Here is a 25,080-nt window from a genome sequence, read left to right on the forward strand (position 1 = left end):
CTTGACCACCCCTTTACCCGGAGGGTCCCGTGCGCCTGCCCGCCCGTCGCCTGCTCCCCGCCACCGCCCTCACGGCCGTTTCCGCGCTGCTCACCGGCTGTTTCTCGGGGACCTCCGCAGAGGGGGACGGTGACGGCAAGCGCATCCGCGTCGCGATGATGCAGCCCCCGAGATCAGGGCTGTCGCCGCTGTCCGACGACGCGTTCAAGTTGTCGCGCTGGTCGACGGCCGAGACGCTCGTGAAGCTGGACGCGGACGGGGACGCCGAGCCCGCGCTCGCCACCAAGTGGGAGCAGTCCGGCCGGAGTTGGACCTTTGAGATACGCGACGGCGTCACCTTCCACGACGGTACCGAGCTGGACGCCGAGGCCGTCGTACGGTCCCTCGCCAAGGCCGCCTCCGCCTCCCCCAAGCCCCGCATCCTGGACGGCGTCGAGCTGACCGCGAAGGCCGAGGACGCGGACACCGTCGTCGTCACCACCGGCACCGAGGACCCCCTCGTACCGCAGCGGCTCAGCTCGCCCCAGCTGTCGATCCTCGCGGCGAAGGCCTACACGGGGAAGACCGTCGATCCCGTCGGCGCCGGCACCGGCCCCTTCGAACTCACCAAGGTCAACGGCACCTCCTCCGCCACCCTCGACCGCTACGACTCCTACTGGGGCGGCAAGGCCAAGTCCCCCGGGATCGACGTGAAGTTCGTGCCGGACGGCACCGCCCGCGCCGCCGCCCTCCGCAGCGGCGAGGCCGACATCGTCGAGGCCGTACCCGTCTCGCAGGCCGCGCTGCTCGACGAGGACCTGATCACCGAGGTGCCGATGCCTCGGACGAACACGCTGTACCTGAACACCGAGAGCGGCCCCTTCAAGGACGCCTCGCTGCGGGCCGCCGCTCGGGAGGCCGTGGACGCCGAGTCGATCGTCAAGGGCGTGTACGAGGGGCGGGCCGACGTCGCCGAGGGGTTGCTGGGGCCTGCGCTGCCCTGGGCGGCCGAGCTGCGCACGCCGGTGTCCCGCACCAAGGCGGGCACCCCCACCGGCCAGACCATCACCATCGGCACCTTCACCGACCGCGCCGAACTCCCCGAGGTCGCCGCCACCCTCCAACAGCAGCTCCAGAAGGCCGGCTTCAAGGTCAAGCTGGACGTGCGCGAGTACGCCAACATCGAATCCGACGCGCTGGCGGGCGAGTTCGACGCCTTCATCCTGTCCCGGGCCACCGTCCTCGACTCCGGCGACCCGGCCGCCTACCTCTACAGCGACTTCGCCTCCGACGGCTCCTTCAACATCGCCCAGCTCGCGGACACCGGGGTCGACGAAGCGTTGAAGAAGGCCGGCGGGACCGCGACCGGTGACGCCCGTCGCAAGGCCGTCGTCGCCGCCGAGGCCGCCGTGCTCACCACCGACGGCGCCGTGCCGATGCTCCACGAGCGCGTGATCCAGGGTGACGCCGCCGGGGTCGTGGGCGCTGCCCATGACCCGCGTGAGCGGGAGCTCGTCACGGCGGACACCTACGTCAAGTGAGGCTCCGTGTACAGGGGTTGCCGACCGCCGCCGGGGTGACTCGCGTCCTCAGTCTTCTCGCGGTTGTCGCCGCCGTCGGTCTCCTCCCCTGGCTCTCCGGCAGGGACCCCGCGCTGACCGTCCTGCGGGCCCGTTCCGCCGAGCAGGAGCCGACCAAGGAGGCCCTGGACGCCGTACGCAGCGATCTCGGGCTGGATGCGGGTCCCCTTGATCTGCTGGGGAGTTGGGCGGCGGACCTGCTGCACGGCGACCTCGGCACGTCCTGGGTGTCGGGGACGGACGTCCTGCCCTCCGTGGTGTCCGGGCTTCAGGTGTCGCTCGCGCTGATGGGTGCGGCCTTCGCTCTGGCCCTCCTGCTGGCGGCCGCGCTCGTCGCTCCCGTGCTGGTGCGGGGGCGGCGGTCGGCCGGGGCGTTCGCCGCGATGCTGGCCGCGGTGCCCGAGTTCCTGCTGGCCACGGTGGCGTTGCTGGTGTGCGGGGTGTGGCTGGGGTGGCTGCCGACGTCCGGCTGGCAGGGGCCCGCGTACATGGTGCTGCCCGCGCTCGCCCTCGGCGTTCCGGCGGGCGGGCTGCTCGGCCGGCTGGTCGCGGACGCGCTGCCCGCTGTGCTCGACGAGCGGTGGGTGGAGTTGTGGCGGGGTGCGGGAGTCAGCCGTGCGCGCATCTCTGCGGCGGCCCTCAAGCGCGTACTCCCCCAGCTCGTACCGCAGTTCGGCATGGCGGCCGTCGGGCTGACCGGTGGCGCGGTCGCGGTGGAGACCGTCTTCGCCGTGCCCGGCATCGGGCGTACGGCGCTGGGGGCGGCCAAGTCGCAGGACCTGCCGCTGCTCCAGGGGGCGGTACTCGCGCTGTTGCTGCTCGGACTGGTCATGGGCGCGGTGGCGGCGTTCACACGGCGTCGACTGCTGGGCCCGGCTCTGCGTGACGCGTCGCTCGCGCTGCCCGCGGCCCGTCCGGTCCGTACACACCCGGCGATCCCGTTGACACTGCTCACAGTCCTCGCCGTGGCCATCGGCTGGGGCCTGCTGCGCGACCCGTACACCGTGAACACAGCCGCCCGCCTCGCCGCGCCCTCCTTCTCACACCCGCTCGGCACGGACGGCCTCGGCCGCGACGTGATCGCCCGGCTCGGCCACGGCGCCGCCCCGACGGTCGGCACGGCGGCGGCCGTCTGCGCGCTGAGCCTGCTGGTCGCCCTGATCCTCGGCTTCCTGCCGGGCGTCGCGGCCGGCGCGGCGGACATCGCCAACGCGCTGCCCCCGGTCATCGTCGGCATCCTGGTCGCCGCGGCCGCCGGACCCGGCACCGGCGGGGCAGCCCTCGCCGTCGCCCTGATCTCCTGGCCACCGCTGGCCGCACACGCGGCGGCACTGGTGCAGGAGGTGCGAGCCTCGGCCTTCCTGACCGCCCAACGGGCCATCGGAGCAAGCCCGTCGTGGATCCTGACCCGGCACGTCCTCCCGTCGGTCGCCGCCCCCGTCGCCCGGCACGCGCTGCTCCGGCTGCCCGGCATCGCCCTCGCCCTGGCCTCCCTCGGCTTCCTGGGTCTCGGCGCCCAGCCGCCCGCCCCCGAGTGGGGCCTGCTCCTCGACGAGTCCCGCGCCTACGTGGAACGCGCCCCCTGGGCCGCCCTCGCCCCGGCGGTGGCACTGGCCCTGCTGGCGGGGCTGGCGGTGTCGGGGGCGGCGTACGCACAAGGACGACGAGTCCCTCGTACCGGCGGTGCTGGCAGTACCGGCAGTACCGGCAAGAAGAAGGAGGCCCTCGTTGAGGTCTGACGTGCTGCTGTCCGTCCGCGATCTTCGGATCGCCTTCGACGGCATCGAAGCCGTACGCGGCCTGTCCTTCGACGTCCGCCCCGGCGAAGTCCTCGCGATCGTCGGCGAGTCGGGCGCCGGCAAGTCGCTCACCGCGCGGGCGCTGCTGGGGATGCTGCCGCCGGGTGCGACGACGGGCGGGGAGGTCCGGCTCCTCGGCGAGACCGACCTCGCCGCCCAGCGCGGCCGCCGTATCGCCCTCGTCCCCCAGGACGCCCTGTCCGCGCTCTCCCCGGTCCATCCCGTAGGCGACCAACTCGCCGCCGCCGTACGGTCGGTGAGCCGCGTTCCCCGCAAGGAGGCCCGCGCCCGGGCCGTCGCCGCGCTCGAACGCGTCGGCATCCCCGACGCCGCCCGCAAGGCCCGCGCGTACCCGCACGAGTACTCCGGCGGGATGCGGCAGCGGGCGGTCATCGCGATGGCGGCGATCAACAACCCCGATGTGCTGGTCGCCGACGAACCGACCACCGCCCTCGACGAGGAGCGCCGGGACCAGGTGCTGAAGGTGCTCGCAGAGCAGCGCGAGGCGGCCGGGGCGGCGCTCGTTCTCGTCACGCACGACCTCGACGTCGTACGAGAGCACACGGACCGCGCGCTCGTCATGTACGCCGGACGCCTGACCGAACTCGGCCCGGCGGAAGAGGTGTTGACCCGGCCCCTGGCCCCCTATACGGCGGGCCTGCTGGCCTCGCTCCCCCAGAACGCCACGCCCGGCCGCCGCCTCCCCACCCTCCCCGGCACGCCCCCGACCCCGGGCGTCCTGCCACCGGGCTGCGCCTTCGCCCCGCGGTGCTCTCTCGCGTCGGACACCTGCCGCCACGAGGAACCGGAGCCGCAGCAGGTGGACGGGCGGCTCGTCTCCTGTCACCACTGGGAGGACGCGTGAACACGCCCCTGCTTGACGTGCGCGACCTCGTGGTCCGCTACGGCGCCGTCACCGCCGTGGACCAGGTGTCCTTCTCCCTGCACTCCGGCGAGACCCTCGCCCTCAACGGCCCGTCCGGCTGCGGCAAGTCCTCCACCGCCCATGCGGTGCTCCAGCTGCGCCGCCCGGACAGCGGCGAAGTCCGCTTCGAGGGACGGGAGTTGACGACCCTCACCGAACGCGAGCTCCGTCCCCTCCGCCCGCGCATGCAGCCCGTCTTCCAGGACCCGTACGGCTCCCTCAGCCCCCGCCACCGCATCCGTGACGCGGTCGCGGAGCCGCTGAAGGTCCAGGGCCGCTGGAGCAGGGAAGGCGGCCCCGACCGCGTGGCCGAACTCCTCGACCGGGTCGGCCTGGACCCGGCGTACGGCGACCGCCTCCCGCACGAACTCTCCGGCGGCCAGTGCCAACGCGCGGGAATCGCCCGGGCGTTGGCCTCCGACCCGCGCCTGCTCGTCCTCGACGAGCCGGTGTCGGCCCTGGACCCGTCCGTCCGGGCCGGCGTGCTGAACCTGCTCGCCGACCTCCAGGACGACCTCGGCCTCGGGTACCTGTTCATCTGCCACGACCGGGCGGTCGTACGGCACTTCGCGGACCGTGTGCTGGAGATGCGGGGCGGCCGGATCATCACGTGAGGGCGCCGGTCAGACCTTCGGCTCCCCGCGGCGCAACAGCAGCGCGCAACCCGCGCAGGTGACGAGCGCGCAGCCGAAGCAGCCCCACAGCCCGCTGCCCGCGGCACTGCTCTCCAGGGCGGTGACAGCGGCGACACCCAGTGCGCTACCCGCCTGCTGACAGGTCGCCAGCAGGCCGGAAACGGCACCCTGGTCCCGGGCGGCCGGATCACCGCGCGAGAGCCCCGGTCAGACCTTCGGCCCCCCGCGGCGCAACAGCAGCGCGCAACCCGCGCAGGTGACGAGCGCGCAGCCGAAGCAGCCCCACAGCCCGCTGCCCGCAGCACTGCTCTCCAGGGCGGTGACAGCGGCGACACCCAGTGCGCTACCCGCCTGCTGACAGGTCGTCAACAGGCCGGAGGCGGCACCCTGGTCCCGGGCGGTCGCAGCCGCGGAGGCGAGCAGCGCCGCTGCCGGATAAGCCAGGGCGATGCCCGCGCCCACCAGGAGCGCCGCGGGGAGCAGCCCGGTGAGGTAGGCGCCGGTCGGGGCGGTGACGTAGAGCAGCTGGCCCAGCGCGAGCACGGCGAGGCCGGCCAGCAGCGGGCGGGCCGGCGGGCGGCCGTTCGCGAGGCCGGCCGCCGCGGTCGACAGGGCCGCCACGGCCAGGCCCTGGGGCAGGAACCCCAGGCCCGTGTCGAGGGCCGACCAGCCGCGCTCGTCCTGCAGGGCGGTCGCCACCAGGAACATCGCCCCGGTGACGGCGGCGAAGCCACCTCCCAGACCGAGCGAGGCGGCCAGCATGCGCCGGTCGGTCGCGAGTCCCGGCGGCAGCAGCGGGCGGCGCGAGCGGGACTGGACGATCGCGAACACCACCAGCGCGCTCACCCCGGCGGCGGCGACCGCGGCGACGGCCGGCAGCGAGCCGGAGCCCACCCGGCCGACCGCGTAGACGGTGGTGATCAGGCCGGCCACCAGCAGCGCGGGCTGCGCCCAGCCGGTGCGCTCGCCGGGCGCCGCGTGTCCACTGTCGGCGGGCAGTCGGCGGGCCAATACCAGGACGAGCAGGCTCAGCGGCACGTACAGCAGGAAGCCGCCGCGCCAGCCCGTGCCGGCGGTGAGGAGACCGCCGAGGACGACACCGAGGGAGAACCCGGCCGCGCCCATCGCGCTGAAGACGCCGAGCGCGCGGTTGCGGGCGGCGCCCTCCGGGAACGCGGTCACGATCAGCGCGACCGCCGCGGGCGCGGTCGCCGCCGCGCCCAGGCCCTGCACCGCTCGCGCCACGACGAGCAGCAGCGACTCCTGGGCCAGCGCGGCCGCCAGGGAGCCCGCGCCGAAGACGGCCACTCCGGTACGGAACATCCGGCGTCGGCCCCAGCGGTCGGCGAACCTGCCGCCCGCGGGCAGGAAGCCGGCGTACGTGGCGAGGAAGGCGCTCGCCACCAACTGGAGCCGGTCGGCGGGCAGTTCCAGGTCCCGCTGGATGTCGGCGAGCTGGATGCTGATCCCGGACAGGCTCATGCCCTCGAACAGCACGGCCGCGCAGAGCACGAGCAGCCGGATCCAGGTGGGGCGGTCGAAGGCGACGCGGGGCGGGGTCGCCTCGGAGACGGGCGCCGTCATCGTGCCTCCTCCGGAACCCGGTGGACCGTCCAGCCCGTCGGCGCGGGGTTCCCGTGCCACGTCGCGAGGAGCATGGCGCTCGCCGGGTACAACGGGGTCGGCGGCTGCCCGGGGTCCACCCAGCGCCACTCGGCGAACACGTCCGGCTCGGTGACGACCGCGGCCGTGTCCTCCCCAGCCATGTCGTCCGCAGCCGTGTCGTGCGCGGACCCCACCCGCGCCACCACACACGCCGTCACCGACGTACGGGCGGCGTCGGTGTGCAGGGCGACGGCGAAGACGCGGGCGTCGTGCAGGGCGGACGCGGGGATGCCCGTCTCCTCCGTGACCTCCCGCAGAGCCGCCGCCTCGAAGGTCTCCCCCGGCTCCACATGGCCGCCGGGCAGGCACCAGGTGGGCTGTTCGCCCCGCTTGATCCGGTGGCCGATGAGGATGCGGCCCCGGGGGTCGAGCAGCAGCGCGCCGACCCCGACCACGGCTGTCATCGTCGTACCGCCTCCCCGTTCGGTGCGATCGCCGGGTCCCGCAGGGCCGCGGACGCCGCGTAGTGACCGCTGATGAACGCGGCGACGATACCCCTGAACAGCCCGCACGCGTCTCCGGCCACCCACGCGGGGGCGTCCAGCAGCCGCAGGTCGCCGTCGACCGCCGGATACCAGCCGACGCCCTCCAGGGTCGGGCCGATGAGCCGGGTGCCGGCGTCCTCGATCTCCGGGAACGCCTCGGCGAGCCGCGTGAGGCCGCGGGTCATGGCGGTGCGCAGTTCGGGGCCGTAGACGCGGTCGAAGGTCGCCACGGCCTCCGTGCGGCCGGCCAGCAGGTCGAGCAGCGGCAGGACGAAGTGGTTCTCCTCGTCGGCCATGGCCGCGAGGGCCGGGGCCAGGGCGCGTTCGGCGACCGTCTCGTCGAGGATGCGGGTGTTGAAGCCGACGTTGGAGCGGCCGGTGGGCGGGCAGTCGGAGCGGCCGGAGACCGTCCACAGGCCCTGGGTCTCGGTGAGCGAGGCTTCGCCCTGTCGGCAGGCGCAGAAGGTGCGCCACTCGACGCTGCCGTCGGCCTCCCTGAAGCGCAGCTTCGGGTCGAGCTGGGTCATGTCCCGGAAGAACGCCCGCTCGGCGGGCTGCTCGATACGGAAGCCGACCTCCAGCCGCCGGAACGACCGCTGGCCGGTGACCTCGCGGAGCCCCAGCGGGCCGAACCGTCCGCCGGCCAACAGCAGTCGGCGCACGGTCAGTTCCTCGTCCTGGCCCTTGGAGTCGCGCAGCGCCAGCCGGAACACGTCGGCGTCCGGGTCGTGGACGGCGCCGACGACCTCCGTCTCGTTGAGGACCGTGGCGTCGAGACCGACGACGAGGTCGTCGGTGAGCCGGAGCCTGGCGTCCAGGGAGAGATAGTCCGAGGGGTAGTCCTTCAGGACCCACTCCCCGGTGCCCACGGTGTAGGCGGTCGGGTCCTCGGGGAAGGGCGGGGTGTCGAGGCCGTACGAGCCGAGCAGCGCGCATGTCCAGTCGTACGCGGCGCGCAGGTCGTCCGTGCGCGGCAGCTCCCACAGTTCGCTCGCGGACGGGAAGAAGGAGAACTTGCCGTCGGAGAACAGCCCCGCGCCGCCGTGGCCGCGGGTGAGGTCCTCGGCGGCGTACCGGTCGCGCTCGGCGACGGGCCGGCCGCCGTCGACGAGGACGGTCGAAACACCGGTACCGGCCAGGCGGCGGGCGGCGGCGAGGCCGGCGGGGCCCGCGCCGAGGACGGCTATGTCGTACGACGGTGCAGTCGCGTTCCGGTTCACCGGGCCGCCTTCGGGGTGCGGGCCGGGCGGGTCGCGGCCAGTTCGGTGAGGGCTCCCCGGTCGAGCTTGCCGGAGCCGGTGAGCGGGAGCGCATCGACGACCTGGTAGCGGTCGGGCACCATGTAGCGCGGCAGGACGGTCTGGGCGTGCCGGCGCAGTTCGGCGGCGGGCTTGGCGGGGGCGCCCTCGGCGAGGACGACACAGGCGACGAAGAAGGTGGCGCCGGCCGCGGTGGTGATCACCGTGACGGCGGCGTCCTTGACGTTGTCGTGGCCGCGCAACGCCGCCTCGACCTCGCCGAGTTCGATGCGGTAGCCGCGCAGCTTGATCTGCTGGTCGTTGCGGCCCAGGTACTCGAAGGAGCCGTCGGGCAGGCGGCGGGCGAGGTCACCGGTGCGGTAGTAGCGGTCCGGGCCGCCCGGGCCGTCGAGGGTGACGAACCGCTCGGCGGTCAGCTCGGGGCGGCCGAGGTAGCCGTCGGCGACACCCGTGCCGGCGATGAGCAGCTCGCCGCTCTCCCCGTCGGGCAGCGGCAGCAGGTCCTCGTCGCGGATCTCCAGCCGCAGGTGGGGCAGGCTCGCGCCGATGGGCGAGCGGACGGTGCCGCCGAAGTCGGCCTCGGTCAGGGCGCGGTGGGTGGCGTAGACGGTGGTCTCGGTCGGGCCGTACATGTTCACGGCGGTCGGCGCGGTGCCCGGGTAGGCCTTGAGGAAGGCTCCGACCACGTCCAGGTCGACGGACTCGCCGGCGAACACCAGGTAGCGCAGGGCGAGTTCGGGGCGCCCGGCCTCCTCGTACGCCATCGCCAGCGAACGGAACACGGACGGCACCTGGCCCAGCACGGTGACCCGCTCGGCGGCGAGCAGGGCGAGGAAGTCGGCCGGCGACTGCGCGATGCGCAGGGGCACGGTGACGGCGGTGGCTCCGGTGGCCATCGACGCCCAGAACTCCCAGACGGAGACGTCGAAGCTGAACGAGTGGAACAGCGCCCACCGGTCGTCGGCCGCCACGTCGAACAGGGGCAGCGCGGCCCGCAGCAGCGCGAGCACCTGCCGGTGCCCGACGACACAGCCCTTCGGGTTGCCGGTCGAGCCGGAGGTGTAGATGACGTAGGCGGGCTCGTCGCCGGTCAACTCCGGTGCGGGAACGGGTAGTTCCTGGTGGGAGTCGTCGTTCGGCAGGAGTACGGAGACCGAGTCCAGGCCGCGCTCGGCGGCCGCCTCCGGAGTGCCGACGACGGTCGTGACGCCGGCGTCCTCGATCATGTAGCGGAGCCGCTCACCCGGGTAGGACGGGTCCAGCGGCACATAGGCGGCGCCCGCCTTCATGGCGCCGAGGATGCCGACGGGAATGTCGGCGGAGCGCTCCAGGAGCAGGCCCACCAGGTCGCCGGGGCGGACGCCGGCGTGGGCGAGGCGGGCGGCCAACCGGTCGGAGGCGTGGTCGAGTTCGGCGTAGGTGAGGGTGCGGCCGTCGTCGCGCACGGCGACGGTCTCGGGCTGTTCGGCGGCCACCAGCCGGAAGAGGGCGGGCAGCGAACGCACGGATGCGAGCCGGGCCGCGGCCGTGGAGGTCGTGGTCATGTGGGGTGGGGTGTCCTTCGAGTCGGTGTGTGTCAGGGCGTGGTGGTGCGGATCAGGTCCGCGAACGTCTTCGTCAGGGCCGTCGCCGCGTCCGGATCCACCGCGTCCGAACGGGAGTTGACGACCAGGTGCAGGCCGCCGTCGGCTCGCGGCCAGACCTCCGTCTGGATCTCGGCGGGGATGCCCGGGTAGGGCAGCCGGTGGAACGCGGTGGCCGACCCGGTCAGGGGCAGCTCGGCGGTGTGGTTGTCCTGGAGTGCGAGCAGCGTCTGGAACAGCGGACTGCGCGTGCCGCGGGGCGGGTTGACCAGTCGTACGGCCTCGGCGAAGCCGACGTCCTGGCAGGCGAAGGCCTCCCGGACGAGCCGTCCGGTCGCGTCGGCGTCGCCGCGCAGGGCCGCTCCGCGCAGGCGCACGCACACCATGCCGATGTGACAGCCGACGGCCGTCTCGAGGAGCGGGTCCACGCGCTGTGCGACGGGCACGCCGACACCGAAGTCGTCCTGCCCGGTGAGGTCGGCGAGCGCCCGGCCGTAGCGGGAGAGCAGCACCGCGAACCGGGTGAGCCCGGCGTCCGAAGCGAGCCGGTCGAGGCCTGCGACCTCTTCCGCGCTCAACTGCACCTCGGTGCGCAGGACTTCGCGCCCCGCTCCGGCGGCGGGCAGCGGCAGACGCAGTTCCGGTACGCCGGCGAGCTCGGCCTTCAGCCGCTCCCGCTGAGCCGTCAGGTCGGCCGCCCGCGTGTGGCGTTCGCGTACGGCCCACACCTGGGCGGCGGTCGGTGCCGGAGCCCAGGCGGGGGCCCGGCCGGCGAGCCGGGCGTTGTACGCGGCGGCCAGGTCGGCGGCGAGCACGGACTCGGACCAGCCGTCGAAGGCGATGTGGTGGACGACGTACCCGAGGACCGTGGTGCGTGTGCCGGTCACCGGCACGAGGACCGCCCGCCACAGGACGCCGGCCGTCGGATCGAGTGGCGCCGCGAGCGCCTCTCGTACGGCGATCAGCGCGGCCTCGGTCGAGGGCGCGGCCGGGAGTTCGGCGAGCGGGGGTGGTGTCGCGTCGCCGGGGACGGCGAAGGTGCGTGCCTTGTGGGCGCGGTACGCGGAGTGCAGTGCGGGGTGCCGGGCGTGGACGTCGGCGAGGGCGCCGGTCAGGGCGGCCACGTCCAGGTCGCCGTCCAGGGTCCAGGCCGCCAGGCAGTGTGCCGAGCGGTCGTCCGGCTCCAGCAGGTGGCGGACCAGGAATCCCGACTGGGTGGCGGTGAGCGGCACTTCGGCGGGCGCCTGGTCGGGGCCGGGGCCGTCCTCCTCCCCGGCGAGCTCGGCCAGCCGGGCGCCGAGCGCGGCGGCCGTGGGGTGCTCGAAGAGCGCGGCCAGCGGTACCGGGCGGCCGAGCCGGGCGCTCAGCCGGGCACAGGCCCGGCCCGCGCCAAGGGAGGTCCCGCCGAGCGCGGTGAACTCCTCGTCTACGGGTACGGCGGTCCGGCCCAGCACCTCGGCGAAGACGCCCGCGACGAGGTCGACGAGGGGGTCGCCGCTCGCGGCGGCGGGTGCCGTCTCCGGTGCCGGAGTGGCCTGCGCGGGGTCTGACAGCAGGGCCAGCAGGGCGCGTTCGTCGAGCTTGCCGTTGCCGGTCAGCGGCAGGTCGTCGACGCTCAGCAGGTGGTCGGGGCGGTGGTAGGAGACCAGGGCGGTGCGGACGGTGTCCAGGGCCCCGTCCAGGGGGTCGCCGGGCCGGGCCGGGAGACAGAAGGCGGCCAGGCCCCGGCAGGCACCGGCGTCGTCACGCAGGGCGAGCACCGTGGCGCGGCGCACGGCGGGCAGCAGGGCCTCGATCTGCCGCTCCACCTCGGCCGGTTCGACGCGGTGTCCGCGGATCTTGACCTGCCGGTCCGCGCGGCCGAAGTAACGCAGCAGGCCGTCCTCGTCCCAGGCGGCGAGGTCACCGGTGCGGTAGACCCGCACCGGGGTGCCGTCCACCGTGACCTCGGTGAACTTCTCGGCGGTCAGCTCCGGGCGGCCGAGGTAGCGCAGGGCCAGTCCGTCGCCGGCGATGCACAGCTCGCCGCTCTCGCCGACCGCGCAGACGCGGTCGCCGTCGAGGACGTGCACCTGGGTGTCGGGCACCGGCCGCCCGATCGGGATGCCGCCCGGCCGGTCGCAGTCCTCGGGGCGGATGCGGTGGGTCGTCGCGAAGACCGTGCTCTCCACCGGGCCGTAGCCGTTGAGGAGTTCGACACCGGGGTGCCGGTCGAGGAAACGGCGGACGTGCGGCACGGAGAGGCGTTCGCCGCCGGTCATCACCTGGCGCAGGCCGGTGAACGCGTCCGGGTCCTCGTCCACGGTCATGTTGAAGAGGCTCGCGGTCAGCCACACCGTGTCGACGCCGTGCCGGGCCACCGCTGTCCGCAGGGCGCCGGGCGACAGATAGGGCTCCGGTACGAAGACGGAGGTGCCGCCGTTCAGGAGCACCGACCACAGCTCCAGCGAGTAGCCGTCCCAGGGCACCGGCGCGGCCTGCGGCATCACCGTGTCGGCGGCGAAGCGGGCGACACCGGCGCCGGGCCGGAACAGCCGTACGGTCGCCCGGTGCGGGGTGAGGACGCCCTTGGGGCGGCCGGTGGTGCCGGAGGTGAAGAACACGCAGCACGGGTCGTCGCCGTCCGCGGCCACCGGTGCGAAGCCGGTGCCCTCGCCGTCGACGGCTTCCGGGCCGCCGGGCGGCGGGCTCCAGCGGGCGGCCCGGGCGGCGGGGACGGGTGCGCCGTCCGCCGTGTCCACCAGGACGCGTGCGTCGAGCTGTTCGAGCACGTCGGCCACGCGGGAGGCCGGCCAGGCGCCGTCGACCAGGGCGTAGGCGGCGCCCAGCTTGAGTACGGCGAGCACGGTGACGACGAGGTCGGTGCCGCGGGGCAGCCGGACCGGGACGAGGTCGCCGCGGCCCACGCCGAGGGCCGCGAGGCGGACGGCGTAGGCGTCGGAGGCGCGGTCGAGGAGGCCGTAGGTGACGGTCCTGTCGCCGTCCACGAGACACACCGCGTCGGGGGTGGCGGCCGCGGTCGCGGCCACGATGCCGTGCACGGACGCGCCCCGCGGGTAGGGGCGGGCGGTGCGGTTCCAGCGCGGGTCGGGTTGCATGCGTCCTCTCTTGTCCTGTGTCGGGAGGGGGGCGAGGGCAGTCGGGCACCGCCGGTCGGGTGCGTCGTGGTCGAGCGCCGTCGCGGCGGAGAAAAAGGTGACCGGCGGTCAGGGGGTCGGTGCGGGTTCCGGGTGGCGGTCCCCGGCCGACTCGCGGGCCTTCTCCGCCGCCCGGGTCAGGGGCGGGCAGGCCAGGCCGGCCAGGAGGAGCAGGACGGCCAGGACCGCCCAGCCGACCCGGCCCTGGGTCACCGCGAGGGCCGTGACCAGGTAGGGGCCCACGGTCTGCTGGAGTCCGCGGCCGAGGGCGAACACCCCCTGGTACTCGCCCTGTCGGCCCGGTGGCGGCAGGTGCAGGGACAGACCCCACGAGCCGGCCGCCTGGCCGAGTTCGCCGAGCACCAGAACCGCCGTGCCGAGCAGCAGCAGCGGTACGGCGACCAGCGCGCCGGCGTCCTGGGTGAGCGCGAAGAGCAGGCAGCACACCGCGAGCAGCACCCCGGAGCGGCGCAGCAGCCGCGCGGCACCGGGCGCGGTCTCGGCACCCCGGCTCGCGGCGACCTGGAAGGCGATCACCAGGACCGTGTCCAGCATCAGCAGCACGGAGTTGACCGCGCCCGGCGCCTGCGTCCGCCCGATGATCCACAGCGGCAGCGCCACCGTGAGGATCGGCTGGTACAGCTCCAGCACCCCGCACAGCAGGGACAGCCCCACGAAGCGGACGTCCCGCAGTCCCGAACGCCGCTTCGGCCCCGTCGGCTCCTCGACGGCGGAGTCGGAGCGGCCACGCCCCGGCAACCGTGCCGTCAGCACCGCGCACAGCGCGTGCGCGGCCGCCGTCAGCAGGATCACGGCGAGGAAGCCGTCCCGCCCGCCGACGGCGAGTGCCCCGCCCGCCACCGCGGCGCCCAGCATGAAGCCGAGGTTGAACAGCGACCGCATCTGGGCGCTGACCTTCACCCGCTCGTCCGCCTCGAACACCTCGTGGGTGAGGGTCATGCGCAGCGGATGGGAGGAGGTCTCGCACACCGAGATCGCACAGGCCAGCGCGACGAACCCGGCGAAGCCGCCGACCCCGCCGTAGCCGGTGAAGAGCACGGCGAGGGCCGCGTACACGGCGAGCAGCGGGCGCCGCGCGCCGAACCGGTCGGCGAGCCTGCCGACCGGGACCGTGAAGAGCAGCCCGGCCAGGCCCGCGACGGACAGCCCGAGCCCCACCTGTCCCGCGGTCAGACCGACCGTCGTACGGAAGAAGATGGCGCTGGAGCTGAGGAACAGCCCGAAGCCGACCGACTGCACCACGGTCAGCACGGCGAGTCCGCGGGCCGGCCCGGGGGCGGGCACCATGTCGGCGGCCCAGGTACGGACCGCCGTGGCGACCCGGTTGCCTGCGTTGCCTGCCATGTCAATTCACCTCAGTTGGGCGGGGGTTGGCGTACGGGGAGCGTCAGTTCTCGTACGACGCGAGCTTCTTGGCGAGGACCTGGGCGAAGGCCGGGTCGCGCAGCAGCGGCAGCGTGCCCGCCGACTCGTAGGTGTGGGTCTCGGTGGCGGCGGCCACCCGGCCCCAGTCGGCCGCGGGGCGGTCGGCGTGCTCGGCGAGCTGGAAGACGGTGACCTCATCGCCGTAGGGGCGCGGTTCGTAGTGCTCCTGGGCGAAGATGCCCGCGGCCCACACGGCCTGCCGCCAGTGCAGGTCGGCCGGGTCGACCTGCTCGTCGAGCCAGGCGATCTCGACCATGCCGCGCATCAGGCGCTCCTGGTCGGTGAGCAGGTCGGGCACCTCGTAGCGCTCGCGCAGCGAGGCGAGCCGGAAGTCGTACAGCTCGCGCAGGCCCCAGGCCGGGTCGAGTTCGGTGGTGCCGGGCGGCATGGTGTTGACGACGGCGAGTACGGCGACCCGCTCGCCCTGCTCCTCCAGCTGCCGGGCGATCTCGTAGGCGATCCGGCCGCCGGCGCAGGGCCCGACGAAGAGGTACGGCCCCTCGGGCTGGACGGTCCGGATCTCGCGCAGATAGCGGGAGGCCATCTCGACGAGGGAGAGCGCGGGCCGCTCCCGGCTCCACATGCCGACCATCTCCAGGCCGTACGCGGGCCGTTCGCCGCGGAAGGAGTCGACGAGGTCCGCGAGGAAGCGGACGTTGCCGGTGCCCCAGTGGAAGCAGAAGACGGGCGTGCCGGTGCCCTCGGGGGCGAGCGGGACGAGCGTCGGGGACGGCTCGGTCTCCAGGGGGCTCAGACCGGTCTCCCAGACCGTGCTGAAGTCGGGGTCGGCGGGGCCGTCGGCCTGCGCGCCCGCGGCCGCCGCGCTCAGGGCGTCGGCGAGGGCGGCCGGGGTCTTGTGGGTGTAGATGTCGTTGGACGACAGTTCCAGGCCGCGCTTGCGGGCCTCGGTGACGACGTTGACGATCAGCAGCGAGTAGCCGCCGAGGTCGAAGAAGTCGTCGTCGTCCTCGACGTCCACGTCGAGGAGTTCCTCCCAGATCTCGCTGACGATCTGCACGATCTCGTCGCGGTCCAGCGCCATGGGGGCGTCCTTTCGTGAGGTGGGGTGAATGACAGCGGGGTGATCAGACGGACAGGCCGGCCATGTCCGGGCGGCGGCTGGTGATCCCGGCGAGAATGCCGCCGAGTTCGAGGCGCTGCGGGGAGCCGGGCGGGGTGTAGGCGCCGGTGAGCAGGTCGATGACCGCGCGTGGGCGGAACAGTTCGATGCCCTCGCGGTGCAGCTCGTCGAGGTCGGCGCGGGTGAGGTGGGAGTAGTAGCCGGCCTCGGCCGGGTCCTGCGGGATGTCGGTCCAGTTGCCGTCCGCGGCGGCCGCCTCGACGGCGTCGAGGAGCAGGCCGGCCGCCTGTCCGCGCTGGGCGGCCATGTTCTCCAGCACCGAACGGCCGTAGTCCAGCGGCGAGTTGGACATCGCGATCACGCCGCCCGCGTCCCAGTCCTCGTTGACGCGGTGCAGGGTGAATCCGGCCTCCCGCTCGCGGTGCAGCATGGACCGGGCGAAGGTCAGCACGCCCCGGTAGCGGGGCAGGATGCCGGGGTGCAGGTTGGCGAAGAGCGCGGGCGCGCCCGGCTCGGGCCGGAAGTGGTCGATGAGCGGCGCCCGGAACTTCTGGTAGCAGCGGACCGAGAAGCCGGCGCGTACGTCCTCGGCGGCCAAGTAGTCGATGAAGGCGGGCGAGTTGACGTCCTCGACGACCCGCACGACCACCTTGTCGCGGTACAGCTTGGCGATGCCGGCCGGGGACAGCAGGGCGCCGTGCAGCGGTGCCGGGAGGCTGTCGAGGTAGGGGTGGACGCAGCTGCCGAGCAGGGTGCGCTCGTAGGTGAACAGGTCCCGGAGTTCGGGTTCGGCCTTCGGGTTGGGCCGCTGGTGGGTGTAGCAGACGTACGGGGTGTGGCCGGCCCGCAGGACGTCGTCGATGGCCTGGCCGACGATCAGATGGGACGTGAGGTCGTTGCCGACGAGGAACGCCACCCGCATGAGGGATCTCCTGACGGTGGGGTACGGCGGCCCGGTCAGGCCGCGGCAGCGGAGTCGAGACGGGTGAGGACCGCCGCCACGGCGCTGTGGGCGTTGGCGAGGTTCGTCTCGAAGGAGTTGGTGTAGAAGTGCACGCCCCGGGTGAGGGGGCCGATGTAGTGGGCGCGCTCGGACAGCGAGCCGTCGCGGCGCACCACGCGCAGGGTGTCGAAGTCGACGTCGATGCCGCCGAGCGGATGCGGGGTGATGTCGCCGCGCATCAGCATGTTCTGGATGAGGGAGGAGTCGCTGCAGTCGAGGGCGAAGCCGGTGCCGGTGGCGTTGACGAGCCACTCGACGCGGTGGGCGGCGCCGCCCGCCTCCATCCGGAAGGCCGCGTCCTCCTCGTCGTAGGTCACCGAGGTGAGCTCGCTCGCGACGGCGAAGGCGCCGTCGGTGGCCATGTCGAGCAGGCGGCGGGCGTTGTCCAGCGGCATGCAGTGGCGGAACATCGACCAGATCGACAGGTGCTCGGTCATGAAGGAGGCGCGGGCCCCGGGCGACATGCTCCGCCACACCAGCGGGACGATCTCCGAGGTGGCGTCGAGGATCGAGTACCAGAGGGTCTGGCCGTTCTCGGCGAGCTCGACGTCCTTGGCGAGGGTGTGGGTGACAGGGTCCGCGGGGCGGGCCAGGACGCGTTTCCAGTCGATGGCGAGTCCGAGGCCGTCCTCCAGCTCGCGCCGGAACAGCTCGGCGACCTCGGCGAACTCCAGCTGCCGGGTGAAGTCCCCGGTGAGGCGGCGCAGGTTGTCCTCGGTGACGTGCCGCAGGGTGTGCCGGACCCGGGGCCCCTGCACCTTGGGCAGCGAGCGGCGCCGGGAGAAGCAGGTGACGGGTCCGCGGTGGCCGGCGGCGCGCAGCTGGAGCAGGGCGTCGACGGCGGTGAGGCTGGTGCCGAGGATGCCGACGGTGGCGTCCGGGTCGATGGCCTCCAGGCCGGCGCCCTGCCACATGGAGTGCACGTAGGTGGGGAGCTTGGTGAACTCCAGGTACTCCGTGGAGGGCAGGTCGCCCAGGCACAGGAAGACGTGGCCGAAGACGAAGTGGTCCAGGCCCGCGATCAGATGGACCCCCAGGGCGTCCTCGCGGCAGTCGCTGACCACGGACTTGTGGGTGACGACCTTGATGCCGCGCTGCCGTGCCTCGGCCAGCGCCTCGTCGAAGAACTCCTGGAGGTACTCCGCGAACAGCCGGCGCGGCACGTACTCCCCCGCGCCCGCCGGGCCGAGCGCGTTCCGCTCGGCGAGCCAGTGCACGAAGTGGTCGGGGTCCTCGGCGCGCACGCTCATGGTGGCGGCGCGCATGTTCAGCAGATGGCAGTCGTGCGGCGTGCTGTAGGCGACGCCGGCGCCGAGGCGTTCCTTGGTCTCGAAGATGTGGACCTCGGCTCCGGCCGTGTGGCCGCCCGCCGCCAGGGAGCGGACGAGGGCGACGAACACGCCGACTCCGGTCGCTCCCATGCCGGCGACCGCGAAGCGGCGACCCGCGCCGGGCGGCCGTAGTACCCCGTTTTCGGCTGACATGGTGGTTGGGTCGAGCCTTTCGTCGTGACGGTCGCAGCGGATGCGGATGCGGAGGAGAGAGGGCCGGGAGGGCCTGCAGGGGTCAACGGCCCTGTGGGCCGCGGTCGATGAGCTGGTCGCGCTCGGGACCCACGGAGACCCAGCGCACCCGGGCGCCGACGAGCTCCTCGACGCGCAGCACGTAGGCCCGGGCGGCCGGCGGCAGCCGGTCGAAGTCGCGGATGCCGGTGACGTCCTCGTCCCAGCCGGGCACGGTCTCGTAGACGGGCCGGGCGCGGTCGAGGAGGTGGTTCATGGGGAAGTCCCCGGTGGCCTCGCCGCCGATCTCGTACGCCGTGCAGATCCGCAGCTCGGGCAGGCCGCTGAGGCTGTCCAGCTTGGTCAGCGCGAGTTCGCCCGCGCCCTGGAGCAGCACGCCGTAGCGCGAGGCGACGGCGTCGAAGTGGCCGATGCGGCGCGGGCGTCCGGTGTTGACGCCGTACTCGCCGGAGGCGCGGCGCAGTGCGTCCGCCCAGCTGCCGTGCTCCTCGGTGACGAAGGGGCCCTCGCCGACACAGGTGGAGAAGGCCTTCATCACGCCGGTGACGCGGGCGAGCGGGGCGCCGGGCAGCCCGGAGCCGACGGGAGCGAAGCCGGCGAGGGTGCTGGCCGAGGTGGTGTACGGGTAGATCCCGTACAGGACGTCCCGGAGCGCGCCGAGCTGGGCCTCGCACATGATGCGGGCGCCCTCGCGCTCGGCGCGGGCGAGCTCGGGCAGCACGTCACGGACGTACGGGCGCAGTCGGCCGCCGTACTCCAGCCCCCACTTGACCATGTCGTCGAGGGAGATCGGCGGCCGGTCGGGGTAGAGCCCGGCGTGGGCGAGGTTCTTCCACTCGACGACCGGGGCGAGGCGCTCGCGCAGCAGCTCCTCGTCGAAGAGCTCGCCGAGGGCGATGGCCCGCTTGAGGTGGCGGTCGCCGTAGACGGGGGCGATGCCGCGGCGGGTGGAGCCGAAGGGGCGGTCGGCGAGCCGGTCCTCCTCCCAGGCGTCCTGGTCCCGGTGGAAGGGGAAGCAGACGGTGGCCCGGTCGGAGATCAGCAGCCCGGAGGTGTCGATACCGCGCTCGCGCAGCTCGGCGATCTCGGCGTCCAGCGACTCCGGGTCGACGGCGGTGCCGGGACCGATCACGTTGACCGTGCCGGGCTGGAAGATGCCGGACGGGACGAGGCGGAGCTTGAAGGTGCCCAGATCGTTGACGACCGTGTGACCGGCGTTGTTGCCGCCCTGGTAGCGGACGACGAGGTCGGCGTCCCGGGCCAGGTAGTCGATCATCCGGCCCTTCCCCTCGTCTCCCCAGTTGATGCCGACGACGGCGTGCAGCGTCATGACGGTGTCTCGTTCCTCGGTTGCTTGGGTGGAGCGGGCGGTGTGGCGGGCCCGGGGCGGTGCGGCGCGGCCGCGGGTCGTCCGAAGGGCGGTGCAGCACGGCCGCAGGTCGTCCGAAGGGCGGTGCAGCACGGCCGCAGGTCGTCCGAAGGGCGGTACGGCACGGCCGCAGGTCGTCCGAAGGGCGGTACGGCACGGCCGCAGGTCGCGTTCGCCGGTCGTACAACGGCGGTGCCCCGCGGCCGCGATCCGCGCGCGGGACGATGCGGCGTCCGGTCCCGGTGTCAGACGCGGGCCAGGCCCTCCGCGCGGGCCGCCGCCGCGACGGCCTCCGTGACCGCGGGGGCCACCCGGGGGTCGAAGGAGTCGGGCAGGACGCGGTCGGGGGTGAGTTCGCCGGCGACCACGTCGGCCAGGGCGCGGGCCGCGGCCAGCTTCATGGACTCGGTGATGCGCGGGGTGCGCACCTTCAGGGCGCCGGCGAAGATGCCCGGGAAGGCCAGGACGTTGTTGACCTGGTTGGGGAAGTCGGAGCGCCCGGTGCCGACGACGGCCGCGTACCGGCGGGCGCGGTCCGGGAGGATCTCGGGATCGGGGTTGGACAGGGCGAGGATGATCGCGCCGGGCGCCATGGTGGCGAAGGGCTCCTCGGCCATGGGGCTGCCGGACAGGCCGATGAAGACGTCGGCGCCGAGCATGGCGTCCGCGATCGCGCCGGTCAGCCCGCGCCGGTTGGTGTCCCGGGCCAGATCCCGCTTCGCGGGGTTCAGGTCCGTGCGCCCTTCGTGGACGATGCCCTTGCTGTCGCAGACCACGATGTCGCCGATCCCGGCGTCCAGCAGGATCCGCGCGACCGCGACCCCCGAGGCGCCCGCACCGGCCACCACGGCCCGCAGCTCGCGCAGCTCACGGCCCGTCACCCGGGCCGCGTTCCACAGCGCGGCGAGCGTCACGACGGCCGTGCCGTGCTGGTCGTCGTGGAAGACGGGGATGTCGAGGCGTTCCTGGAGCCGGCGTTCGATCTCGAAGCACCGGGGCGCCGAGATGTCCTCCAGGTTGATCCCGCCGAAGGCCGGGGCGAGCCGCGCCACGGTGTCCACGATCTCGTCGACGTCGGTGCAGTCCAGCACGATCGGCACCGCGTTCACGCCGGCGAGTTGCCGGAACAGGATCGCCTTGCCCTCCATGACCGGCAGCGAGGCCTCGGGGCCGATGTTCCCGAGACCGAGGACGGCGGTCCCGTCACTGACCACGGCCACCGACGAGGACTTCCAGGTGTAGTCGTACGACAGCTCCGGCCGCTCGGCGATGGCCGTGCACACCCGGGCCACGCCCGGCGTGTAGGCGAGCGCGAGGTCGGCCGCGTCCGCCAGCGGGGCCGTGGCACACACGGCGAGCTTCCCGCCCCGGTGGTAGGCCAGGACCGCGTCCTCGGTCACTGCGGTGCGGTCCGACTGACTGGTCGGCTGGCTGGTCGTCCGGCTGGTCATCGACGCCCTTTCGTCACGGCCCGACGTGCGGTCTCACGCCCTGGCCTCAGCGGCTCGCCCTGACGCTACGAACAACTTGCCAATCTTGTCAAGCATTGCCAAACCTCGTGACCTGCGACTACCGTTCCCTCGCATCCATCGGCCCAAGGGGGGCGCCCGGCCGTCACAGGCAGGGGCGGTGCCGTAGGAAGACACAACAGAAAGCTCAATCCAAGTGAAGAGTGCGCTGCGCATAACGGCGACCCTGGCCCTTTCGGCCGTCCTGTCCCTGCTGACCCTTGAAATCGCCGGGACGGCGGGCCACACGACCACCGTCCGGGCAGGCATGGTCACGACGCTGAGCGACATCGACTGGCCGTAACCCCATTCCAACCCGCCGTTCGCCTCCCTGTAGAGTGATTGCCTCACTTCGGCAATTCTTGCCAGGGAGGCGGACCGCGGGCGTTCCCGCCGTCCGCGCTCCACGCACGACAACGTTTTCTTTGAGGTGGTGACAGCGGGTTGCTGGAACAACCGGAGTTCGGCCGACGTCTGCGGCAACTGCGCCTGCAGCAGGGCAAGTCACAGGTGGACCTCACCGGCACCGGCATGTCCGCCACCTATCTGTCCCGCCTGGAGTCCGGCGCGCGCCCGCCCACGCCCCGCGCGATCGGCTATCTCGCGGAACGACTCGGCCTTCCCGTCGAATCGTTCGAGCAGCCGCCGGCGAGCGATCTCGGCGACGTACTGGCGACGCTGCTGACGCTCTCCGGGAGCGAACGCGACGCCGAGCTCAGAGACATGCTCCAGCTGGCCCTCGCGGAGCCCGGCGCCACCGACGCGCAGACCCGCTGGCAGGCGCAGGCCCATCTGGCGCGCCTCCACGGCGCCCTCGGCGACCACGCGGACGAGCGCACCGCCCTGGACGAGCTGCGCCGGCTCAGCGACGCGATGGCACGCCCCGCGCTCCAGGTGCACGCCCTCATCCGGCTCGCCCGCTGCCTGCGCAACCTCGGCGAGGCGGCCGAGGCCCGCCGTCTGGTGTGGGAGGCACTGCGCCTGTGCGAGCAGCACCACCTCCAGGTGCCCGCCGCCGACATCACCCGCAGCAGACTGCTGCTGGCCTCGACCGAGGCCGAGCTGGGCAACCTCGCCGAAGCCGCCCGGCTGAGCCTGGAGGTGTGCGACGCACTGCCCCGGACCAAGGGCGCCGTCGCCGCGGAGTCCTTCTGGGTCGCCGCGACCGCGCACACCCGTCTCGGCCGCCACGACCGGGCCGCCGAACTGCTCGCGCAGGCCCTCGACGCCCTGGACAGCCACGAGGACCTGACCCTGTGGATGCGGCTGCGGCTGGCGGCGACCTCACTCGCGCTGCAGACGGACCCGCCGCGGGTCGAGGAGGCCGCCGCGTACCTCGACGCGGTCGAACCGGCGCTCGGCCTCGTCGGCTCCGAACTGCACCGGCACGAGTTCCTGTTCCTGCGCGCCCAACTCCACTACCAGCAGGGCGACTTGCTCACGGCAGAGGAGCTGTGCGGCCGGGCGGAGGAGGGCGCGGCCCTGTTCGGCTACCGAGACCGCATCCGCCTCCGGGCCCTGCGCGGCCTCCTCGACACCCGGGCCGACGTGCCCGGCGCCCTCGACCGCCTGCGCGAACTCGCCGCGACGGTCCAGCAGTCCGCCATCCCCGACCTCTCCGCCGAGATCTGGCGCGCGGTGGCGGAGGGGTCGGCGCCTCGGACGTGAGGTGACCGGTGGTGCCAGGGCTCAGGCTTCGCCGCGCACGCCCGCGAGCACGCGCCGCAGGCCCTCGGTGAGCTGCTCGGCGTCGGTCGCCGTGTCCGGGTTGAACACCCACTGGACCATGAGCCCCTGGAGAAGGGTCTGGTAGAAGCGGCCTTCGGTGTCGACGACCTCCTTGGGCTGCTCCTCCTCCGGGATGCCGTTGAACAGGGGCAGCAGCCCCGACCGGCCCTGTTCCTCCGCCGCGACGAGCATCCGGCGCACCTCCGGCATCCGGTCGCCCTGCAGGATCAGCTCGAAGCTCAGCAGCCAGATCGCCTTCGACTCACCCACCGCACTCGTGATGTGCGTCCACACCTGCTGGAAGCGCTCGAGCGATCCGGCGGGCGTCGCCGTCACCGCCTCCCCCTCCCCACCGGGTTCGAAGCGATGCCCCGTCGTCTCGACCAGTGCGACGTACGCCTGCACCAGCAGCGCGTCCTTCGAGCCGTAGTGGTAGCCGATGGACGCAAGGTTGGTCCCCGACTCCTTGACGATGTCGCGCGCCGTCGTGCGCAGGAATCCCTTCTCCAGCAGGCAGCGCTTGGCGCCCTCGAGCAGATCCTCACGGTGTCCCATGCGAAGCACCCTACCGCCGCCCATACAACCGTCCTAGACACACGACTTATACAAACGTTCTAGACAAGCGTTTAATACGCCCGTACATTCCTTGCATGACGAATCCGACGAGCACGACCACCTCCCCCGGAGCCCGCGCCGGGCGCCGCGAATGGACCGCCCTCGCCGTCCTGATGCTTCCGCTGCTCCTGGTCTCGATGGACGTCTCGGTCCTCTACTTCGCCATCCCGGCGATCAGCGCGGACCTGGAGCCGAGCGGCACCCAGCAGCTGTGGATCTTCGACATCTACGCGTTCGTGCTGGCCGGCCTGCTGATGACGATGGGCTCGCTGGGCGACCGCATCGGCCGCCGCAGGCTGCTCCTGATCGGCGCGACCGCGTTCGGCGCCGCCTCGCTGGTGGCGGCGTACGCCAACAGCGCCGAGACCCTGATCGTGGCCCGCGCGGTCCTCGGCATCGGCGGCGCGACCCTGATGCCGTCGACGATGGCGCTGATCCGCACGATGTTCACGGACCCGGGCGAGCGCGCGAAGGCGATCGGCCTGTGGTCCGGCGTGATGACGGCCGGCGTCGCACTGGGCTCGGTGATGAGCGGCGTCCTGGTCGAGTACTTCTGGTGGGGCTCGGTCTTCCTGGTCAACCTGCCCGCGATGGCCCTGCTCCTGGTCCTCGGCCCGATCCTGCTCCCCGAGTCGAAGGACCCCTCCCCCGGTCGCTTCGACTGGCTGAGCGTCCCGCTGTCGATGGCCGCGGTGCTTCCCGTGATCTACGGCCTCAAGGAGATCACGAACGAGGGCTGGAACGTCCTCTACGTCATCTCGATCACCGTCGGCCTGCTCTTCGCGACCCTCTTCGTCCACCGTCAGCGCACGGCGGCCTCGCCGATGATCTCCCCGGCCCTGTTCCGCGGTCGCGGCTTCGCCCCCGCGGTCGTCCTCAACCTGATCTCGGTCTTCGGGATGATGGGCTCGGCGTTCTTCACCACGCAGTACCTGCAGTCGGTGCTCGACAAGAGCGCGCTGGAGGCGGCCCTGTGGGCGCTGCTGCCGTCGGTGCCGATCGGGGCGGCGGCGCCGATCGCGACCTCGCTGGTGCAGAAGGGCGTCAACCGCGCCCACGTCGTCACCGCGGGCTTCGCGATCGCCGCGTGCGGCTACGCTCTGCTGGCCTGCGCCGGTACGGACTCGATGTGGCTGGTGCTGGTGGCGTGCGGTGTCCTCGCCGTCGGGATCGTCACCGTGGTCTCCCAGATCACCGACCTCGCGATGGGCACGGCCCCGGTGGAACGGGCGGGCGCCGCGTCCTCCCTGCTGGAGACGGGCGCCGAGTTCGGCGGCGCCCTCGGCATGGCGGTCCTCGGCTCCATCGGTACGGCGATCTACCGCCACGAGATCCCGAGCTCGGCCCCGGACGCGGCCCGGGAGACGCTGGGCGGGGCGCTGGCGATCGCCGACCAGGTCCCGGGCCTGGCGACGACGGCCCGGGAGGCGTTCACCAGCGGGATGCAGGGGGCGGCGATCGCGGGGGCGGTGCTGCTCGCGGGGGCGGCGGGGCTGGCGGCGGTGACGCTGCGGCGGGTGCGAGTGGACAGCAAAACGCCGGACGAGCCGAGCATGCTCAACCCGTCCGGCGTTTGAGAACAAGAACCGCCGTCCCGAACCCCCACCCACCTGCGGGGGGCTTCGCTTCCACCCGCCGGACCAGGCAACTCCAGCCCGCCCGGCCCTAGAGAACGAGAACCGCGGTCCCGAATCCCCACCAACCCGCCGGGGGCTCGCCTCCAGACGCCGGACCAGGCAATTCCAGCAGGTCCGGCGCTA

General features: G+C 73.3%; 19 protein-coding genes. 7 read left to right on the forward strand and 12 right to left on the reverse strand.

The genetic code is table 11. From position 1 onward, the window contains the following. Positions 1 to 29: 29 nt before the first annotated feature. The 4 genes from IG08_RS0143765 to IG08_RS0143780 are packed head-to-tail and all read left to right on the forward strand — an operon-like array spanning position 30 to position 4,897. Positions 30 to 1,520: an ABC transporter substrate-binding protein gene (locus tag IG08_RS0143765; RefSeq protein ID WP_030617027.1), complete on the forward strand. Its 1,491-nt coding sequence runs from the start codon at positions 30 to 32 to the stop codon at positions 1,518 to 1,520. Further along, complete coding sequence (locus IG08_RS0143770) at positions 1,517 to 3,298, forward strand: ABC transporter permease subunit (protein ID WP_043456636.1); 1,782 nt, start codon at positions 1,517 to 1,519, stop codon at positions 3,296 to 3,298. The genes IG08_RS0143765 and IG08_RS0143770 overlap by 4 nt, the downstream gene beginning before the upstream one ends. Next, a complete protein-coding gene (locus tag IG08_RS0143775) occupies positions 3,288 to 4,223 on the forward strand; it encodes an ABC transporter ATP-binding protein (protein ID WP_030617031.1) in 936 nt (311 codons plus the stop codon). Before IG08_RS0143770 ends, IG08_RS0143775 begins: the two co-directional genes overlap by 11 nt. After that, on the forward strand, positions 4,220 to 4,897 hold the full coding sequence (locus IG08_RS0143780; protein WP_030617034.1) for an ATP-binding cassette domain-containing protein: 678 nt from the start codon (positions 4,220 to 4,222) through the stop codon (positions 4,895 to 4,897). The genes IG08_RS0143775 and IG08_RS0143780 overlap by 4 nt, the downstream gene beginning before the upstream one ends. 228 nt (positions 4,898 to 5,125) lie before the next feature. Here the strand turns inward: IG08_RS0143780 and IG08_RS0143785 are convergent, their stop codons facing one another. From IG08_RS0143785 to IG08_RS0143835, 11 genes are all read right to left on the reverse strand, one after another. Further along, positions 5,126 to 6,502 carry an MFS transporter gene (locus tag IG08_RS0143785; RefSeq protein ID WP_052425122.1) on the reverse strand — a complete coding sequence of 459 codons (1,377 nt, stop codon included), beginning with the start codon at positions 6,500 to 6,502 and terminating at the stop codon, positions 5,126 to 5,128. Continuing rightward, the gene (locus tag IG08_RS59520) at positions 6,499 to 6,987 is read right to left on the reverse strand and encodes a nucleotide triphosphate diphosphatase NUDT15 (protein ID WP_052425123.1); all 489 of its coding nucleotides are present in this window, start codon (positions 6,985 to 6,987) and stop codon (positions 6,499 to 6,501) included. The genes IG08_RS0143785 and IG08_RS59520 overlap by 4 nt, the downstream gene beginning before the upstream one ends. After that, entirely contained in the window at positions 6,984 to 8,288 is a 1,305-nt protein-coding gene (locus IG08_RS0143795; protein WP_030617042.1) for a hypothetical protein, read from the reverse strand. The genes IG08_RS59520 and IG08_RS0143795 overlap by 4 nt, the downstream gene beginning before the upstream one ends. Next, positions 8,285 to 9,871, reverse strand: coding sequence for an amino acid adenylation domain-containing protein (locus tag IG08_RS0143800; protein WP_030617044.1), 1,587 nt, complete (start codon positions 9,869 to 9,871; stop codon positions 8,285 to 8,287). Before IG08_RS0143800 ends, IG08_RS0143795 begins: the two co-directional genes overlap by 4 nt. 32 nt (positions 9,872 to 9,903) lie before the next feature. Continuing rightward, positions 9,904 to 13,008: a non-ribosomal peptide synthetase gene (locus tag IG08_RS0143805; protein ID WP_043456639.1), complete on the reverse strand. Its 3,105-nt coding sequence runs from the start codon at positions 13,006 to 13,008 to the stop codon at positions 9,904 to 9,906. Positions 13,009 to 13,116: 108 nt separating this feature from the next. Then, positions 13,117 to 14,412, reverse strand: a complete 1,296-nt coding sequence (locus IG08_RS0143810; RefSeq protein ID WP_052425124.1) for an MFS transporter — start codon at positions 14,410 to 14,412, stop codon at positions 13,117 to 13,119. 43 nt (positions 14,413 to 14,455) lie between these two features. Further along, positions 14,456 to 15,535, reverse strand: a complete 1,080-nt coding sequence (locus IG08_RS0143815) for a thioesterase domain-containing protein (RefSeq protein ID WP_052425125.1) — start codon at positions 15,533 to 15,535, stop codon at positions 14,456 to 14,458. 43 nt (positions 15,536 to 15,578) lie between these two features. Beyond that, positions 15,579 to 16,496: a formyltransferase family protein gene (locus IG08_RS56130; RefSeq protein ID WP_052425126.1), complete on the reverse strand. Its 918-nt coding sequence runs from the start codon at positions 16,494 to 16,496 to the stop codon at positions 15,579 to 15,581. A 35-nt stretch (positions 16,497 to 16,531) separates the two neighbouring features. Beyond that, positions 16,532 to 18,061 carry an FAD/NAD(P)-binding protein gene (locus IG08_RS54970; RefSeq protein ID WP_043456640.1) on the reverse strand — a complete coding sequence of 510 codons (1,530 nt, stop codon included), beginning with the start codon at positions 18,059 to 18,061 and terminating at the stop codon, positions 16,532 to 16,534. A gap of 82 nt (positions 18,062 to 18,143) precedes the next feature. After that, entirely contained in the window at positions 18,144 to 19,430 is a 1,287-nt protein-coding gene (locus IG08_RS0143830; RefSeq protein WP_030617052.1) for an adenylosuccinate synthase, read from the reverse strand. A gap of 284 nt (positions 19,431 to 19,714) precedes the next feature. Further along, positions 19,715 to 20,920 carry an NAD(P)-dependent malic enzyme gene (locus IG08_RS0143835; RefSeq protein ID WP_030617054.1) on the reverse strand — a complete coding sequence of 402 codons (1,206 nt, stop codon included), beginning with the start codon at positions 20,918 to 20,920 and terminating at the stop codon, positions 19,715 to 19,717. A gap of 214 nt (positions 20,921 to 21,134) precedes the next feature. On the opposite strand from IG08_RS0143835, the gene IG08_RS60355 reads away from it, so the two are divergent. After that, a complete protein-coding gene (locus IG08_RS60355; protein WP_158812341.1) occupies positions 21,135 to 21,281 on the forward strand; it encodes a hypothetical protein in 147 nt (48 codons plus the stop codon). Between the two features lie 140 nt (positions 21,282 to 21,421). Then, a complete protein-coding gene (locus IG08_RS0143845; RefSeq protein WP_030617056.1) occupies positions 21,422 to 22,645 on the forward strand; it encodes a helix-turn-helix domain-containing protein in 1,224 nt (407 codons plus the stop codon). 21 nt (positions 22,646 to 22,666) lie between these two features. On the opposite strand, the gene IG08_RS0143850 is transcribed toward IG08_RS0143845, so the two are convergent. Next, the gene (locus IG08_RS0143850) at positions 22,667 to 23,260 is read right to left on the reverse strand and encodes a TetR/AcrR family transcriptional regulator (RefSeq protein ID WP_030617058.1); all 594 of its coding nucleotides are present in this window, start codon (positions 23,258 to 23,260) and stop codon (positions 22,667 to 22,669) included. A gap of 95 nt (positions 23,261 to 23,355) precedes the next feature. On the opposite strand from IG08_RS0143850, the gene IG08_RS0143855 reads away from it, so the two are divergent. Beyond that, positions 23,356 to 24,897: an MFS transporter gene (locus IG08_RS0143855; protein ID WP_030617061.1), complete on the forward strand. Its 1,542-nt coding sequence runs from the start codon at positions 23,356 to 23,358 to the stop codon at positions 24,895 to 24,897. Positions 24,898 to 25,080 lie beyond the last annotated feature (183 nt).

The organism is Streptomyces fulvoviolaceus (assembly GCF_000718165.1).
Taxonomy (GTDB): domain Bacteria; phylum Actinomycetota; class Actinomycetes; order Streptomycetales; family Streptomycetaceae; genus Streptomyces; species Streptomyces fulvoviolaceus.